The sequence below is a fragment of the Serratia surfactantfaciens genome (genome assembly GCF_001642805.2).
GTDB lineage: Bacteria > Pseudomonadota > Gammaproteobacteria > Enterobacterales > Enterobacteriaceae > Serratia > Serratia surfactantfaciens.
In genome coordinates this window covers 4,265,669-4,281,789 of sequence record NZ_CP016948.1, presented here as the reverse complement: position 1 = coordinate 4,281,789, position 16,121 = coordinate 4,265,669, and the positions used below count along the sequence as shown (strand labels likewise).

13 protein-coding genes are annotated in these 16,121 nt (G+C 61.8%); 7 read left to right on the top strand and 6 right to left on the bottom strand.

Features of this window, described 5'->3' with window-relative positions:
- The first annotated feature begins 50 nt into the window (after positions 1-50).
- From ilvD to ATE40_RS20030, 4 genes are read left to right on the top strand one after another with little or no spacing between them, the layout of a single operon-like run.
- Positions 51-1,901 carry a dihydroxy-acid dehydratase gene (ilvD, locus tag ATE40_RS20045; protein WP_019455267.1) on the top strand — a complete coding sequence of 617 codons (1,851 nt, stop codon included), beginning with the start codon at positions 51-53 and terminating at the stop codon, positions 1,899-1,901.
- A gap of 4 nt (positions 1,902-1,905) precedes the next feature.
- Positions 1,906-3,450, top strand: coding sequence for a threonine ammonia-lyase, biosynthetic (gene ilvA, locus ATE40_RS20040; protein ID WP_025159878.1), 1,545 nt, complete (start codon positions 1,906-1,908; stop codon positions 3,448-3,450).
- A gap of 53 nt (positions 3,451-3,503) precedes the next feature.
- A complete protein-coding gene (locus ATE40_RS20035; protein WP_063918338.1) occupies positions 3,504-4,037 on the top strand; it encodes an immunity protein Sip4 in 534 nt (177 codons plus the stop codon).
- Between the two features lie 21 nt (positions 4,038-4,058).
- Positions 4,059-4,760, top strand: coding sequence for a DUF2461 domain-containing protein (locus ATE40_RS20030; protein ID WP_038874696.1), 702 nt, complete (start codon positions 4,059-4,061; stop codon positions 4,758-4,760).
- 8 nt (positions 4,761-4,768) lie between these two features.
- On the opposite strand, the gene ilvY is transcribed toward ATE40_RS20030, so the two are convergent.
- The gene (gene ilvY / locus ATE40_RS20025) at positions 4,769-5,659 is read right to left on the bottom strand and encodes an HTH-type transcriptional activator IlvY (RefSeq protein ID WP_004929971.1); all 891 of its coding nucleotides are present in this window, start codon (positions 5,657-5,659) and stop codon (positions 4,769-4,771) included.
- A 168-nt stretch (positions 5,660-5,827) separates the two neighbouring features.
- On the opposite strand from ilvY, the gene ilvC reads away from it, so the two are divergent.
- A complete protein-coding gene (gene ilvC, locus ATE40_RS20020; protein ID WP_019455262.1) occupies positions 5,828-7,303 on the top strand; it encodes a ketol-acid reductoisomerase in 1,476 nt (491 codons plus the stop codon).
- Between the two features lie 48 nt (positions 7,304-7,351).
- Here ilvC and ATE40_RS20015 read toward each other — a convergent pair whose 3' ends face one another.
- Positions 7,352-8,053 carry a LuxR family transcriptional regulator gene (locus ATE40_RS20015; protein ID WP_063918339.1) on the bottom strand — a complete coding sequence of 234 codons (702 nt, stop codon included), beginning with the start codon at positions 8,051-8,053 and terminating at the stop codon, positions 7,352-7,354.
- A 243-nt stretch (positions 8,054-8,296) separates the two neighbouring features.
- A complete protein-coding gene (gene kdgK / locus ATE40_RS20010) occupies positions 8,297-9,229 on the bottom strand; it encodes a 2-dehydro-3-deoxygluconokinase (protein ID WP_063918340.1) in 933 nt (310 codons plus the stop codon).
- 237 nt (positions 9,230-9,466) lie between these two features.
- On the opposite strand from kdgK, the gene pdeH reads away from it, so the two are divergent.
- Entirely contained in the window at positions 9,467-10,258 is a 792-nt protein-coding gene (pdeH, locus tag ATE40_RS20005) for a cyclic-guanylate-specific phosphodiesterase (protein ID WP_019455259.1), read from the top strand.
- 91 nt (positions 10,259-10,349) lie between these two features.
- Positions 10,350-12,389: an AsmA family protein gene (locus tag ATE40_RS20000; RefSeq protein ID WP_063918341.1), complete on the top strand. Its 2,040-nt coding sequence runs from the start codon at positions 10,350-10,352 to the stop codon at positions 12,387-12,389.
- Here the strand turns inward: ATE40_RS20000 and ATE40_RS19995 are convergent, their stop codons facing one another.
- The 3 genes from ATE40_RS19995 to yhjD all read right to left on the bottom strand — a co-directional run bounded on the left by ATE40_RS19995 (position 12,390) and on the right by yhjD (position 15,928).
- A complete protein-coding gene (locus ATE40_RS19995) occupies positions 12,390-13,157 on the bottom strand; it encodes a CDP-diacylglycerol diphosphatase (protein WP_063918342.1) in 768 nt (255 codons plus the stop codon). It lies immediately after the preceding gene.
- Positions 13,158-13,258: 101 nt separating this feature from the next.
- Entirely contained in the window at positions 13,259-14,581 is a 1,323-nt protein-coding gene (locus tag ATE40_RS19990) for an MFS transporter (protein ID WP_063918343.1), read from the bottom strand.
- Between the two features lie 327 nt (positions 14,582-14,908).
- Positions 14,909-15,928, bottom strand: a complete 1,020-nt coding sequence (gene yhjD, locus ATE40_RS19985) for an inner membrane protein YhjD (protein ID WP_063918344.1) — start codon at positions 15,926-15,928, stop codon at positions 14,909-14,911.
- Between the last annotated feature and the right edge of the window lie 193 nt (positions 15,929-16,121).

The window sequence follows — 16,121 nt, the reverse complement described above, 5'->3', positions numbered from 1 at the left end:
CAGGCGGTTCGTTCGCCGCCTGTCATAAATACATTTGGAGTGAAAAGAGCATGCCTAAGTACCGTTCCGCCACCACCACCCACGGCCGCAATATGGCGGGTGCCCGCGCCTTGTGGCGCGCGACCGGGATGACCGACGCCGATTTCGGCAAGCCGATCATCGCCGTGGTCAACTCCTTCACCCAGTTCGTCCCGGGCCACGTGCATCTGCGCGATCTGGGCAAGCTGGTTGCTGAACAGATCGAAGCCTCCGGCGGCGTGGCCAAAGAGTTCAACACCATCGCGGTGGATGACGGCATCGCCATGGGCCACGGCGGCATGCTCTATTCCCTGCCGTCGCGCGAGCTGATCGCCGATTCGGTTGAATACATGGTGAACGCCCACTGCGCCGACGCGATGGTGTGCATCTCCAACTGCGACAAAATCACCCCGGGCATGCTGATGGCGGCGTTGCGCCTGAACATTCCGGTGATCTTCGTCTCTGGCGGCCCGATGGAGGCCGGCAAGACCAAACTCTCCAACCAGATCATCAAACTGGATCTGGTGGACGCCATGATCCAGGGGGCCAACCCGAACGTCAGCGACGCCGACAGCGAGCAGATAGAACGTTCCGCCTGCCCGACCTGTGGTTCCTGCTCCGGCATGTTCACCGCCAACTCGATGAACTGCCTGACCGAAGCACTGGGCCTGTCGCAGCCGGGCAACGGCTCGCTGCTGGCCACCCATGCCGATCGCAAGGAATTGTTCCTCAACGCCGGCAAACGCATCGTCGAGCTGACCAAACGTTATTACGAGCAGGACGACGCCAGCGCGTTGCCGCGCAATATCGCCAACAAGGCGGCGTTTGAAAACGCCATGACGCTGGATATCGCCATGGGCGGTTCGACCAACACCGTGCTGCACCTGCTGGCTTCGGCGCAAGAAGGCGAGGTGGACTTCACCATGGAGGACATCGATCGCCTGTCGCGCAAAGTGCCGCACCTGTGCAAGGTGGCGCCGAGCACGCAGAAATACCACATGGAAGACGTGCACCGCGCCGGTGGGGTGATCGGCATCCTCGGCGAGCTGGATCGCGCCGGTTTGCTGAACCGTGAGGTGAACAACGTGTTGGGGCTGACCCTGCCGCAGACGCTGGAAGCCTACGACGTGATGCTGACCCGCGACGAAAGCGTCAAGAAAATGTACTCCGCCGGGCCGGCCGGCATCCGCACCACGCAGGCATTCTCTCAGGACTGCCGCTGGGATTCGCTGGACACCGACCGCAAGGAAGGCTGCATCCGCACCCGTGAACACGCCTACAGTCAGGACGGTGGGTTGGCGGTGCTGTACGGCAACCTGGCGGAAAACGGCTGTATCGTCAAAACCGCCGGTGTAGACAAAGAAATCCTCACCTTCCGCGGCCCGGCCAAGGTGTACGAAAGCCAGGATGATGCGGTAGAAGCGATCCTCGGCGGTAAAGTGGTGGCGGGCGACGTGGTGGTGATCCGCTACGAAGGGCCGAAAGGCGGGCCGGGCATGCAGGAAATGCTGTACCCAACCACCTACCTGAAATCGATGGGGCTGGGCAAGGCGTGCGCGCTGATCACCGACGGGCGTTTCTCCGGCGGCACCTCCGGGCTGTCCATCGGCCACGCCTCGCCGGAAGCAGCTAACGGCGGCCTGATCGCCCTGGTGCAGGACGGCGACATGATCGCGATCGACATTCCTCATCGCGGTATCCAGCTGGATGTCAGCGAGCAGGAGCTGGCGGCGCGGCGTGAGGCGGAACTGGCGCGCGGCGACGCGGCCTGGACGCCAAAAAACCGTGAGCGTCAGGTGTCCTTCGCGCTGCGCGCCTACGCCTCGTTGGCCACCAGCGCCGACAAAGGCGCTGTGCGCGACAAGAGCAAACTGGGGGGATAAACGCATGGCGGTCTCTCAACCCCTACCCAGCGCCCCGTGCGGCGCGGAATATCTGCGAGCGGTGCTGCGCTCGCCGGTCTACGAGGTGGCGCAGGTCACCCCGTTGCAGGCCATGAGCAAAATCTCTTCGCGCCTCGGCAACACCATTTTGGTGAAGCGCGAAGATCGCCAACCGGTGCACAGCTTCAAGCTGCGCGGGGCCTATGCGATGATCGCCGGGCTGGACGAAGAGCAGAAGGCGCGCGGCGTCGTGACGGCTTCGGCCGGCAACCACGCGCAGGGCGTTGCCTTCTCCGGTAAACGGCTGGGGATCAAAACGCTGATCGTAATGCCAGTGTCCACCGCAGATATCAAGGTGGATGCGGTGCGCGGCTTCGGCGGCGAAGTGCTGCTGCACGGCGCCAATTTCGATGAGGCTAAAGCGAAGGCGATCGAGCTTTCCCAACAACAGGGCATGACCTTCGTGCCGCCGTTCGATCACCCGACGGTGATCGCCGGGCAGGGCACGCTGGCGATGGAGCTGCTGCAGCAAGACGCGCATCTGGATCGGGTCTTCGTGCCGGTCGGCGGCGGCGGCCTGGCCGCCGGGGTGGCGGTGCTGATCAAGCAACTGATGCCGCAGATCAAGGTGATTGGCGTCGAGGCGGAAGACTCCGCCTGCCTGCGCGCGGCGTTGGATGCCGGCCATCCGGTGGATCTGGCGCGCGTCGGGCTGTTCGCCGAAGGCGTGGCGGTGAAGCGCATCGGCGAAGAAACCTTCCGCCTGTGCCGTGAATATCTGGACGACGTGATCACCGTGGACAGCGACGCCATCTGCGCGGCGGTCAAAGATCTGTTCGAGGACGTGCGTGCGATTGCCGAACCTTCCGGCGCGCTGGCGCTGGCGGGGCTGAAAAAGTACGTCCAGCAGCACAACATTCAGGGCGAGCGTCTGGCGCATGTGCTGTCCGGCGCCAACCTCAACTTCCACGGCCTGCGTTACGTTTCCGAACGTTGCGAACTGGGCGAACAACGCGAAGCGCTGCTGGCGGTGACCATTCCGGAACAGCAGGGCAGCTTCCTCAAGTTTTGCCAGCTGCTGGGTGGCCGCTCGGTGACCGAGTTCAACTACCGTTACGCCGATGCCGACAACGCCTGCATCTTTGTCGGCGTGCGTCTGACGCGCGGCCACGCCGAGCGGCGGGAGATCATCGACGAGCTCAACGCCGGCGGTTATCAGGTGGTGGATCTGTCGGACGACGAGATGGCCAAGCTGCACGTGCGCTACATGGTGGGCGGGCGTCCGTCGAAGCCGCTGCGCGAGCGGCTGTACAGCTTTGAGTTTCCGGAGTCGCCGGGCGCGCTGCTGAAGTTCCTGCAGACGCTGGGCGCGCACTGGAACATTTCGCTGTTCCATTACCGCAGCCACGGCACCGACTTCGGCCGGGTGTTGGCGGCCTTCGAACTGGCGCAATCCGAGCCGGAATTCGAGCGGCACCTGCAGGCGCTGGGCTACGATTGCCACGACGAAACCGACAACCCGGCGTTCCGCTTCTTTTTGCAGGGGTGAGTCCGGTGTGTTTATCCGGCCGGTTGTCCCGCTTAGCGATAGATGGCCGGGAGATGGAAAAACAAATCGCGGCGCGTGATAGTGCGCTGTTCGCCGGCGTAGATACGCAGCTGGAACAGCATTTCCTGACGCCGGGCCAGCGGCTATCGCCGCCGGGCGTCGGCAATGTCATGTTGCTGATGGTATGCCTGACGCTGGGGCTGGCGGGCGTGATGGGTCTGGCCACGGATGTGGCGGCCGCCTGGAGCGGCAAGACCTCCGCCGCCGTGTTGATGGGCAGCGGCGCGATCGTGGCGGTGTGGATGACGCTGATCCTGTTCCAGCTGGTGCAGGGGAAAAACAGCGGGGTGGTATTGTTGCAATATTACCTTGGCATGCTCGGCCTGTGTTGCCTCGGCGCCGCGGCGGCGTGGGCCGCAGGGATGACCGGCATCGCCACCGGTGCCTTGCTGCTGGGGGGCGCGGTTGGCGGCGCGCTGTCCAGCAACCGGGCGGCGTTCTACCTCTACGTCGCTTATTTTCGCACGCGTCGGCGCGTGTTTATCAAACGCCGTTGGCAGAGGGAAGATCTGCGCAACACCCGATAAACCGTCAGAACGGAAAAACTTATGACGCAACCTTTCTCCGGCTTCAGCCAGCAGGGCTTGAATTTCCTGCAGCAGGTGCGGATCGAAAACGATAAGGCGTGGTTCGACGGTAACCGCGACATCTACGATCGCGAGCTGCTGGCGCCGTTCCGCGCGCTGGTGGAGCAGTTGGCTCCCGGCATGTTGGCGATCGATCCGCAGTTCGAGACTCGCCCGGCGATCGGCAAAACGCTGTCGCGCATTCATCGCGATACGCGCTTTTCTCACGACAAGTCGCGCTACCGCAGCCGCATGTGGCTGACGTTCAAGCGCCCGAGCAAAGACTGGAAAGACGCGCCGGTGTACTTTTTCGAACTGGGGCCGGACATGCTGCGCTATGGGCTCGGCTACTACAGCGCCAACAAGCCGACCATGGATCTGTTCCGCCATACGCTGAGGCAGCGGCCGCAGCCTTTCCTTGAGGTAGCCGCCTGCTGCCGGCCGCCGTTCGAGCTGGTGGGAGAGAGCTACAAGCGCCCGCTGGTGAAGGAGCAGGCGGCAGAGATCGCCACCTGGTACAACCGCAAATCGTTCGCGGTGATGGTGACCGACAGCGAAGTGGAAAAGCTGTTCAGCGCCGATCTGGTGCCGCTGCTGGCCGGGGCATTTTTGCAGCTTGAGCCGCTCTACCACTGGCTGATGCAGGTAGAGACGATGAAGCAGATCGATCCGGCGGATCTGTAAACCTCGCGTCAGCGGGGATGCAGCAGACGCCAAAAGGCGTCGATCAGCGGATCGCTCAGGCGTTTTTTCTGGACGCAAACCCCCAGCTCGAAGGGTTCGACCATCGAGATGTTATCCAACTGCGAGATGCGGTTGCGCACCGGCTCCGGGCTGTTGTCCACCACCACGCTCGGGATCAGCGCGATGCCGCAGCCCAGGGCCACCATCGACACGATCGCTTCGTGGCCGCCGACGGTGGCGTAAATCAGCGGATTGCTGATGCGGTGGCGGCGGAACCACAGCTCGATGCGTTTTCGCGAAGGGCCGTGTTCCGGCAGGATGAAAGGGATCTCGGCCCAGTCTGGCTTGTCGGCGAACGCCTGGCTGCGCACCGCGCAGGGCAGCGCCGGCGCGATCAGCACCAGTGGAATTTCGCCGATTTTGGTGAACGCCACGCTGGCGGGCAGCGTTTCCGGCCGGCCGGCGATGCCGAGATCGGCCTCGTTGGACTGCACCTTGTCGACCGCGTCGGCGGCGTCGCCGGTGGTCAGCTTGATCTCCACCAGCGGGTGCTGCGCGCGGAAGCGGTCGAGGATCGGCGGCAGGTGGCTGTACGCTGCGGTCACCGAGCAGAATAGCCGCAGTTCGCCACTCAGCGACGGGCCGTGCTGGCCGAGCGAGTGCTTCAGCTGCTGATATTGCAGCAGCGTTTGCTGGGCGAATTCTTTTAGCTGTTCGCCGGCGTCGGTGAGCTGCACGGTGCGGTTGTCGCGCAGGAACAGCGGCTGCCCGAGGATCTCTTCCAGCCGCTGGATCTGGCGGGAGAGCGTCGACGGGCTGACGTGCATCGCCTTGGCGGTGCGCCCGAAGTGATGGCTTTCGGCCAGATGCAGGAACAGCTTTAAATCACGTAAATCCATATCGATACGCTCGCAGTTGGAGTGTTGCATAAATTGCAATATCACGTTCTCAATATATCAATTTAAGCAACGCATTTCCTGTTATACATTGAGTTTAACGAATCTCCGCACAGACAGGGCGGGGAATGAAAATAACAATGCAAGACAACATCAAACCGGAGTACCACCATGGCTAACTATTTCAACACATTGAACCTGCGTCAGCAGTTGGCGCAATTGGGTAAATGCCGCTTTATGGCGCGCGACGAATTTGCTGACGAAGCCGGCTACCTGAAAGGTAAAAAAGTGGTGATTGTCGGCTGTGGCGCCCAGGGCCTGAACCAGGGGCTGAACATGCGCGACTCCGGCCTGGATGTCGCCTATGCCCTGCGCAAAGAAGCGATCGACGAGAAACGCGCTTCATGGCGCAAGGCGACCGAAAACGGCTTTAAGGTCGGCACCTACGAAGACCTGATCCCGCAGGCGGATCTGGTGGTCAACCTGACGCCGGACAAGCAGCACACTTCCGTGGTGCGCGCGGTGCAGCCGCTGATGAAAGACGGCGCGGCGCTGGGTTACTCCCATGGTTTCAACATCGTTGAAGTGGGTGAGCAGGTGCGCAAAGACATCACCGTAGTGATGGTCGCGCCGAAATGCCCGGGCACCGAAGTGCGTGAAGAGTACAAACGCGGTTTCGGCGTGCCGACCCTGATTGCGGTTCACCCGGAAAACGATCCGAAAGGTGAAGGCATGGCGATCGCCAAGGCCTGGGCGGCGGCGACCGGCGGCCACCGCGCCGGCGTGCTGGAGTCTTCCTTCGTTGCCGAAGTGAAATCCGACCTGATGGGTGAACAAACCATTCTGTGCGGCATGCTGCAGGCGGGTTCGCTGCTGTGCTTCGACAAGCTGGTGGCGGAAGGTACCGATCCGGCTTACGCCGAGAAACTGATTCAGTTCGGCTGGGAAACCATCACCGAAGCGCTGAAGCAGGGCGGCATCACGCTGATGATGGATCGCCTGTCCAACCCGGCCAAGTTGCGCGCTTATGCGCTGTCCGAACAGCTGAAAACCATCATGGCGCCGCTGTTCCAGAAGCACATGGACGACATCATTTCCGGCGCGTTCTCCAGCGGCATGATGGCCGACTGGGCGGAAGACGACGTGAAACTGCTGACCTGGCGCGAAGAGACCGGTAAAACCGCGTTCGAGAATGCGCCGCAGTTTGAAGGCAAGATCAGCGAGCAAGAGTACTTCGATCACGGCGTGCTGATGGTGGCGATGGTGAAAGCGGGCGTTGAGCTGGCATTTGAAACCATGGTCGATGCGGGCATCATCGAAGAGTCGGCTTACTACGAGTCGCTGCATGAGCTGCCGTTGATCGCCAACACCATTGCACGTAAACGTCTGTATGAAATGAACGTGGTCATCTCCGATACCGCGGAGTACGGCAACTACCTGTTCGCCAACGCGGCGGTGCCGCTGCTGAAGGACTTTATGACCACCCTGCAGGCGGGTGATTTGGGTAAAGCCGCGGCGGGCACGGCGGTAGACAATGCGCAGCTGCGTGACGTGAACGAAGCGGTGCGCAGCCACCCAATCGAAACCGTCGGCCGCAAACTGCGCGGTTACATGACCGACATGAAACGCATCGCCGTTGCGGGCTGATTGTCCGCAAGATGAAGCACAAAAAGCCGGCTGAGATGCCGGCTTTTTTTATGCCTCCGGCGGCGCGATCAGCTGCTGCTCGAGACCGCGCCGGATCGCGTGTTTGGCGTTCGTCACCCCCAGCTTACGCACCACATTGCCGATGTGAAATTTCACCGTGCCGGTTTTGATCCCCAGGATCAACGCGATCTCATGGTAGGTTTTGCCCTGGCTGGCCCAATAGAGAATTTCTCCTTCGCGCGGCGAGAGCCGATCCGTCCGGCTTGTTTCGGCACTGGCCAACGCCAGCGCATGCTGGTGGGTATCGACCAAGACCATCTGCAGGTTGGCCCGCTCGTCTGCCATCAACTGTCGCAGTTCGGCGTCATCGGCCGCCGTCGCGCTGATCGACAAGATCGCCAGATTGTTGTCGTGATCGTGCAAAACAAAGCTGCAACCGTGCACGATGTCGTATTCCCGCGCCTGATTGAAGATCTTCCGGTAATGCCGATCCTCGGTGGTGAGAGGGGTGTCATGCCACATGAAGGGCGCGCAGCGGCCATGGGCGGCGCGGACGACGGGATCGATGTGCTGATAGCGATTGGCGCTGTAGATATTCAGCCATTCTTGCGGGTAGCTCGAAACCAGCAGATGGCGATCGGGATGGTGTTTGTTGAAGGTCAAATAAGCGTATTTGAATCTGCTGAAGGCGTGCAGTTGGCCGTCAAGATGCAGTCTTGCGGCGACGGCGTTGGCGAATGCGACGGCCATCGGTAACCTCCCTGTCGTTCGGCGGTTCAGCCCGACCTGCACCAAAGTCCAGCTAGTCAGTGCGGCGGATTGAAATTTATACTCGGCTAATAAATTCAAAAAGGCGGCAATGCCAAGACCCGAGCTTAACAGCTATGGGCGAAAATAAGCCAACGCCAGGGAAATTCTTTCACTCATTCTCTTATCAATGCTTCTGGGATCACGTGCGAGGGCGGCGAGATAATCTCGCCGCCGCCTTATTGGTCATGCTGGCATGGTCGCTGCGGGAATGATGGCGCCACGGTGTTGGATCACCGCAGCGGCGAGCAGATGGCCGCGCTGCGCCGCCTGTTGGGCGCTGCCGCCGTTCAGGCGTAGCGCCAGGTAACCGGCGCTGAAAGAGTCGCCCGCCGCAGTGGTATCCACTACGCGCTCCGGCGGCAGCGCGATCGCCGGCACCTCAAGCCGCTCCCCCTCTGCACTGAACACCAGGCACGCGTCTGCACCGCGTTTGATCACGATCTCGCCGACGCCGAGCGCCTGCGTGCGTGCGACCACCCGTTCGATCGGCTGCCCTCCCCACAGCAACTCTTCATCATCCAGCGTCAGAAAAGCGATGTCGGTACAGGCCAGCACCTCGCGATAGGCCTGCTGCGTTTCCTCACGGCTTGGCCACAGGCGCGGACGGTAGTTGTTGTCAAAGATAACCTTGCCGCCGTTGGCGCGGCAGCGGCGCAGCAGCGCCAGCAGCTTGGTACGATCGGCGGGAGCGAGGATCGCCAGGCTAATGCCGCTGAGGTACAGGTAATCGAACTGCGCCAGCCGGGCGCACAGCTCGTCGGCCTGCGGTCCCGCAAGCCAATACCGGGCGGCGGCGTCGTTGCGCCAGTAGTAAAAGGTGCGTTCGCCGGCGGCGTCGGTTTCGATCATATACAGGCCCGGCAGTTTGTTTTCCAACTGCTGAACCAGCCCGGTCTCGACCTTCTCTTGCCGCCAGGCCTTCAGCATCTCGCGGCTGAAACTGTCGGTGCCGAGTGCGGTGACGTAATGCACCCGCAATGCCTTTTCCGGCATTTGGCGGGCGAGGTAGACGGCGGTGTTGAGGGTATCGCCGCCAAAGCCGCGCGTCAGCTGCGCGCCCTGTTGCGACAGCTCGATCATGCATTCGCCGATCACGGCGAGATTTCGGATAGTCATCGTCAATAAGCCCTGGCTAAACAAGAAGCAACAGCCGTCAGTCTCCACGCAAGGCGGTGAGGGAGTCAATAAATTAAAACAGTGTTTTAATTTTTTATGATCGCGATCGGCTAGCGCCGGCAGGGCGAGGGAGAAGTGCACGGCAATTCGTGCTTAAAGTTTTACGCCGTGCTGCCGATAAGCTGGGTAAAGAAACAGCGGCAGCGCTCTCATTTCCCCGCCACGGCGATAGTACCGATGATAACCAACCTGATCTCTGGTCTGCTGGCGCCCTGTTTTGCCCTCTATGCCTGCGCTAAATCGCGGCGCTACTGGCGGCAATGCCGGCGCTTGTATACCTTCCAGCCGATTTATCGCACCAGCGGCGCGCTGCTGGCGGTGGAACTGTTGACGGCGGTGTATCACCCGAATGAGCCGGACAAACGGCAATCCCCGGAGCACTATTTTGCCTCGCTCGACGTCGCTCAGCGTTTGCGGGTGATCCAGGAACAGTTGGCGTTGCTGCAGCGTTGGCAGGCGTTGTTCATTCGCCACGCGGTGATGGTGTCGGTCAATATCGACGGCATCGCGCTGCAAGCGTTGCAGCGCCATAGCGCGTTGCAACGGCAGATCGCCGAGATGCCCTATCTGCGTTTCGAGTTGGTGGAGCACGCAGAAACGGCATCAAACCGCCCGCTGCAGCAGATCGTCGGCGGTGAACGGCTGTGGTTGGACGATTTCGGCAGCGGGCTGGCCAACTTCTCCGCCGTTGGCGCCTGGCGTTATCAATACATCAAGGTGGCGCGCGAGCTGTTCACCTTGCTCAAGCAGTCGGAAGAGGGCGTGCAACTGCTCGGCACCCTGATCAAGATGATGAACCAGCACAGCGATGGGGTGATCGTCGAAGGCGTGGAAACCGAACAGGAGTGGCGGCTGGTGCAGCGTTCCGGCGCGCTGGCCGCGCAGGGCTACTACCTCTCTCGCCCGGCGTGTTTTGAAACCCTGCACAGCGTACCGACGCTGTTCGCCGCGCCCGGCGCGTCGGCGTGAACTCCGGCCTATCCTCAGCTAGGCTTAAACGGGGCTGCTAATACCTTTTCCTTTCATTCGGCAGCCCGTTTTATGCGCTGAGGGAGCCGCTATGACAAGAACAGGAAAGGTTTTCAGCTGGCTGGGCGGCATTGTGCTGCTGGCGATCGCCGCACTGGCGATCTTCATCGCCACCTTCGACTGGAATCGACTCAAGCCCACCATCAACGACAAAGTGTCGGCCGAACTGCGGCGGCCATTCGCCATCCGGGGCGATCTGGGCGTCGACTGGTCGCGCAATCCGGATGAGGGCGGCTGGCGCGCCTGGGTGCCCTGGCCGCATATCCATGCCGAAGATGTGTGGCTGGGTAATCCGAAAAACATGCCCGGCGACAGCATGGTGACGCTGCAGCGCGTCGACGCCAGCATTGCACCGCTGGCGTTGCTGGGGAAAGAACTGCTGATCCCGCGCATCTGGCTCAAGCAGCCGAATGCCTCGTTGCAACGCCTGGCCAACGGCGACAATAACTGGACGTTTGACCTGGCCGCCGGTCAGGATCCGCAGCAACCGCCTTCCGACTGGTCGTTCACCGTTCACGACATCGTGTTCGACAAGGGGCAGATCGCCTTTAAAGACGCCATCCTGAAGGCGGATTTCCGCGCCGTTATCGATCCGCTCGGCAAACCGCTGCCGTTCAGTGAAGTGACCGGCAAACAGGACGGCGGCAAGGCCGTGACACCGGATTACGTTTTCGGCTGGCAGGTGAAAGGCAAATATAACGGCGAGCCGTTGAGCGGCAGCGGCAAGATAGGCGGCATGCTGTCGTTGCAGAGCGCCAACTTGCCGTTCCCGCTGCAGGCCGATGTGCGCTCCGGCAGCACCCGGGTGGTGGTGGCGGGCACCTTGTCCGATCCGCTGAACCTCGGCGGCCTGGACGTGCAGCTGAAATTTTCCGGCGAAAGCCTGGGCAACCTGTATGGCCTGACCGGCGTGTTGCTGCCGAATACGCCGCCGTATGCGACCGATGGCCATCTGAGCGCCCGTCTGCATCAGCCGGGCGGCGCCGTGTTCGAGTATCAGAAATTCGATGGCAAAATCGGCGACAGCGATATTCACGGCGATTTGAAATACGTTGCCGGCAAACCGCGGCCGACGCTGAGCGGAGCGGTGAACTCCCGGCAGCTGAGATTGGCGGATTTGGCGCCGCTGATCGGCGCGGACTCCAACGCCGCCAAAGCCGGGCGCGGCGAGAAGAGCCGCCAGCCGGCGGACAAGGTGCTGCCGGTTGAACAGTTCGATACGCAAAGCTGGCGCAAGATGGATGCGGACGTGAAATTCGCCGCCGCGCGCATCGAGCGCGGCAGCGATTTGCCGCTGAGCGATCTGGCTACGCATCTGAAGTTGAACAACGGCGAACTGCGTCTGGATCCGCTGCGCTTCGGCATGGCGGGCGGCAGTATGAACGCCATCGTGCGCCTCGACGGCAGTAAAAAGCCGATGCGCGGCCAGGTGGATATGCATGCGCGCAAACTTCAGCTCAAACAGCTGTTGCCGAACGTGGAAGCGATGAAGCGCAGCCTCGGGCAGATGAACGGCGACGCCAGGCTGGCGGGCAGCGGCAATTCGGTGGCTGAACTGCTGGCGACCAGCAACGGCGATCTGCGCCTGTTGATCAATAACGGGGTGATCAGCCGCAGCCTGATGGAGATCCTCGGCCTGAACGTCGGCAACTATCTGGTGGCGCAGCTGTTCGGTGACGACGTGGTGGGCATCAACTGCGCGGCGGCAGACGTCGGCATCCGCAGCGGCGTCGCCGCGCCGCGTCTGTTCGTGTTCGACACCGAGAATGCGGTGATCAACATCACCGGCAACACCAATTTCGCCACCGAACGGCTGGATTTGTCCATCGATCCGGAAAGCAAGGGCATGCGCGTGCTGACCCTGCGCTCGCCGCTTTACGTGAAAGGCACCTTCAAGCACCCGGACGCCGGGGTCAAAGCCGGGCCGCTGATTGCTCGCGGTGCGGCGGCGGTGGCCTTGGGGGCGGTGCTGACGCCGGCGGCGGCGCTGCTGGCGCTGGTCTCGCCCAGTGAAGGCGGCGAGGAGAACCAGTGCGGGCAGATCCTGCGGGAGATGAAAGGCAAAAAATAGTCAGGCGCGTGGCGGCGGCGTAAGCAGCCGGCAGTCGTGATCCTGGAGCTCTTCCGCCGAGGCCAGGGTGAACGGCAGCAGGCTGCGCTCGGTCGCCAGCAGCAGGAAATCGCCGTCCGGTAGCGTGGTCATCGCCAGGCCGAAGCTGCCCATGCGCCCGTCGGCGCGCGGCAGGCCGGCAGCCAACAGACGGAAGGCGCCCTGTTGTTCCAGTTCGGCGGGGGTCACCCGCCGCCCCAGATAGTCATGCCCCAACAGACCGCCGGGCAGCGGTTGCCACTGATTGATGAAATCGGGGCCGATCTGCGCCAGCCGCTGTTTTACCGTCGGCAGCAGGCAGGAGATATGAATGTGCAGCTGGTTTTGCGTGCGGCCATATTCCGAGTTAATCGCCAGCGAAATATCGCCGTCGTCGATCGGCTTGCCATAACGTTCCGCCATCACGTGGCGCGCGCGCCAGGCCTGGGCGAAGAAATTCGGCGTGGCGGCGTCCAGCACCGCCGGGCTTTCGATACCGGTGATTTTGGCGCTGGGCATCAGCAGATATTGCAGCGGCCCGTTGCGGTCTTTAAACACCACGAAACCGGCCTGTGCATCCACCTGCGCGCAGGGCGCCGGGTTGTCATGCGCCTGCTGATTGGGCAGGCATTGCTGGCTGACGATGCGCCACAGCGCATCGGGATGGTCGGGCTTCAACCCGTAATAGAGTGCGATGGCGAGCGCCGCCAGCAGCGCAACGCAGACAAATACCCCACGACGCAGAGACATCGGCCGATCCTGTTACCGAGAGAAACGACCAGCATAGCCCGATTTTATGACAGGAAACGCACAACGCGTGCGGCCCCCCGTAGTGAGGGGGCCGCAGGGGATCACAGCGACTGGTGGCGGGTTTCTTTCATCAGCAGCAGGGCCAGCAGCGTCAGCCCGGCCATCGCCGCCAGGTACATGCCGACGTAGAACAGCCCGTAGTGGGCTGCCAGCCAGGTGGCGATATACGGCGCCACGGACGCCCCGAGGATCGACGCGACGTTGTAGGAGAACGAGGCGCCGGTATAGCGCACTTCGGTCGGGAACAGCTCCGGCAGCAGCGCACCCATCGGGCCAAAAGTCAGCCCCATGATGCTCAGGCCGCACAGCAGGAAGCCCATCACCAGTGTTTGGTTGCCGGAGCCCAGCAGGCTCGGGAACAGGAACGCGAAGCCGATCATCAACAGGGTAATGGCGATCATGGTCTTGCGGCGGCCGAACGCGTCCGCCAGCAGGCCGGCGATCGGCACCATCACGCCGAAACCGATCACCGCCACCATCAGCATCCACAGGAAGCTGTTGCGGGAGTAGCCGAGGCCCAGTGGCTGCGGCGCGGTGCCGTAGGTCATCGAATATACCGTCATCAGATAAAACAGCGTGTAGGTCGCCAGCATGATGAAGGTGCCGAGGATGGTGGCTTTCAGATGCTTGCTCAGCAGCGTGCCGAGCGGCACTTTCACCTGTTTGCCGGCCTTGGCCGCTTTGGCGAATACCGGCGTCTCATGCAGCGACACCCGAACGTACAGGCCGATCAGCACCAGCGCGGCGGAAAGGATAAACGGCACGCGCCAGCCCCATTCCATAAACTGCTGGTCGCTCAGCAACCAGGAGAGCAACAGGAAGGTGCCGTTGGCGAAGAAGAAGCCGATCGGCGCCCCCAGTTGGGGGAAGGAGCCATACAGCGCGCGTTTTTTGGCCGGCGCATTCTCCGTCGCCAGCAAGGCGGCGCCGCCCCATTCGCCGCCCAGCCCCAGGCCCTGGCCAAAGCGCGCCAGCGCCAGCAGGATAGGAGCGAAGATGCCGATGGTTTCATAGCTCGGCAGCAGGCCGATGAGCACGGTGGAAATCCCCATGGTCAGCAGCGAGGCGACCAGCGTCACCTTGCGCCCCACGCGATCGCCGAAGTGGCCGAACAGCGCAGAGCCGATAGGGCGCGCGACAAAGGCGACGGCGAAGGTGGCCAGCGACTGCAGCGTCGCGGTGGTCGGATCGCCCTGTGGGAAGAAGATATGCGGGAACACGATCACCGCGGCGGTGGCGTAGATGTAGAAATCGAAGAACTCGATGGCGGTGCCGACCAGCGAGGCGACGATGACTTTTCCGCGGGAGTTTACCGGTGTGGGTGCGTCGCCGGCGTCGAGTGGGGGTGCGATGGTGGCTTGCATAATTTTTCTTATCGTTAGGAGGGGTAAAAATCCATCTTAGTGACAGCATTCGGCCTTTTCAACGGCGGAACTTTGGCCAGTGCCGTCACTAACCGGTTAAAAAGACTAATGTTTTATCCATCATCTTTTCTGCAGCGTTAAACGTTGAGAAATGGATTCCACGCAGAGGGAATAGCTACAAAAAGGGGAAAGAAAAGTGACTGGGTAGTTTGTTATGCTGGTTTTCTGGATGGCGCGCCGCAAGATTCAGAGAAATTGACTGGTCTTTTGCCTGATAACCAGAGGAAAGTGCCGGTGTGTGCGAAAACACCGGCACGATGCATGGCTTCAGCGCGCCGGAGGCTCGCGTTCCGGCAAGGCTTTGTCGCCTTTGTAGTCGGCGGTGGCGATCCAGGCGGCGCAAAACAGCGTCAAGCGGGCGAAGAAGTAGAAGAACGCCATCAGCCCGATCACCGAGCCGAAGGCCGCCCCCGAAGGTGACTTCGCCACCTGCGGCAGCGTCATCGTCATCACGAATTTGATCACCTCAAAACCGATGGCGGCGAGCAAGGTGCCGCGCAGCAGCGCTTTTTTCTTCGGTTTGTGGCGCGGCAGCATCCAGAAAATCCACAGGAACAGCAGATAGTTGGCGAAGATCGAGATCGACAGCGCGATCAGCGTCAGCGCCGGCCGCAGCCATTCGATGCCGTCCAGCCCCAGCGCGTTGACGATCGCCGCCTGCGCCGATCCGGCGACCGAGGTCAACGACAGCGTAATGATCAGCGCGACCACCAGGCCGGTCAGCGAGATGAAGTCGCGGGTATATTTGAAGTAGATTTTCTCCTGATCCTGCGGATTGCGTTCCCAGACGTCGCGCGACTGCGCGCGGATCGCTTCGCGCAGGTTGCCCATCCAACTGATGCCGGAATAGAGCGCCAGCGCCAGGCCGGTCAACCCCACGGTGGTGCGCTGCTGAATGGCGGTGTTAACGGTGTTCTTCAGCGTGGTGGCCAGCGTCGGATCGCTGATGCTGCCGACGATCCTGTTGATCAGCCTGGCCAGCAGATCCGGGTTGGAGGCCAGCACGAAACCGGCGGCGGCGAACGACACCATCAGGATCGGGATCAGCGAGAGGAATGAAAAATAGGTGATGGCGGCGCCGAATTGGCTGCCGAGCCGATCGTTAAAGCGTTCGGCGGCGCGCAGCAGGTGCGCCACGCTCGGCCAGGCTTTGATGCGTTCAATCAGACGTGAAAAACCACCGATGCGGCGGTCGAGAGTCTCATGGCCGGTCTTGATGGCGATAAGCGGCTTCGGCGGCGTGTCTTGTGCGGGTTGGCGGTGTTCCTGGTCTGGTCCTGTAGGCATTACTTCACGATTTCCTTAACGTTAAATGGCATGTTTCAGCAGTGATTATAGCCAAAGCTCCGCGGCGGTTTGCGCGCCGGGCAGGCGGACGGTCATTTTCCGAGCTTAACGCGTTAGCGCCCGGCATGAAATGCCGGGGAGAGTCCGATAGGTAAAATTCCTATGAAAACCCCGTGGTGCCTCGGTTTTTTTC

Excerpts from the sequence above, each read along its gene's own strand:
- ilvD (WP_019455267.1), top strand. The coding sequence starts at position 51 with ATGCCTAAGTACCGTTCCGCCACCACCACCCACGGCCGCAATATGGCG.
- ilvA (WP_025159878.1), top strand. The coding sequence starts at position 1,906 with ATGGCGGTCTCTCAACCCCTACCCAGCGCCCCGTGCGGCGCGGAATAT.
- ATE40_RS20035 (WP_063918338.1), top strand. The coding sequence starts at position 3,504 with ATGGAAAAACAAATCGCGGCGCGTGATAGTGCGCTGTTCGCCGGCGTA.
- ATE40_RS20030 (WP_038874696.1), top strand. The coding sequence starts at position 4,059 with ATGACGCAACCTTTCTCCGGCTTCAGCCAGCAGGGCTTGAATTTCCTG.
- ilvY (WP_004929971.1), bottom strand. The coding sequence starts at position 5,659 with ATGGATTTACGTGATTTAAAGCTGTTCCTGCATCTGGCCGAAAGCCAT.
- ilvC (WP_019455262.1), top strand. The coding sequence starts at position 5,828 with ATGGCTAACTATTTCAACACATTGAACCTGCGTCAGCAGTTGGCGCAA.
- ATE40_RS20015 (WP_063918339.1), bottom strand. The coding sequence starts at position 8,053 with ATGGCCGTCGCATTCGCCAACGCCGTCGCCGCAAGACTGCATCTTGAC.
- kdgK (WP_063918340.1), bottom strand. The coding sequence starts at position 9,229 with ATGACTATCCGAAATCTCGCCGTGATCGGCGAATGCATGATCGAGCTG.
- pdeH (WP_019455259.1), top strand. The coding sequence starts at position 9,467 with ATGATAACCAACCTGATCTCTGGTCTGCTGGCGCCCTGTTTTGCCCTC.
- ATE40_RS20000 (WP_063918341.1), top strand. The coding sequence starts at position 10,350 with ATGACAAGAACAGGAAAGGTTTTCAGCTGGCTGGGCGGCATTGTGCTG.
- ATE40_RS19995 (WP_063918342.1), bottom strand. The coding sequence starts at position 13,157 with ATGTCTCTGCGTCGTGGGGTATTTGTCTGCGTTGCGCTGCTGGCGGCG.
- ATE40_RS19990 (WP_063918343.1), bottom strand. The coding sequence starts at position 14,581 with ATGCAAGCCACCATCGCACCCCCACTCGACGCCGGCGACGCACCCACA.
- yhjD (WP_063918344.1), bottom strand. The coding sequence starts at position 15,928 with ATGCCTACAGGACCAGACCAGGAACACCGCCAACCCGCACAAGACACG.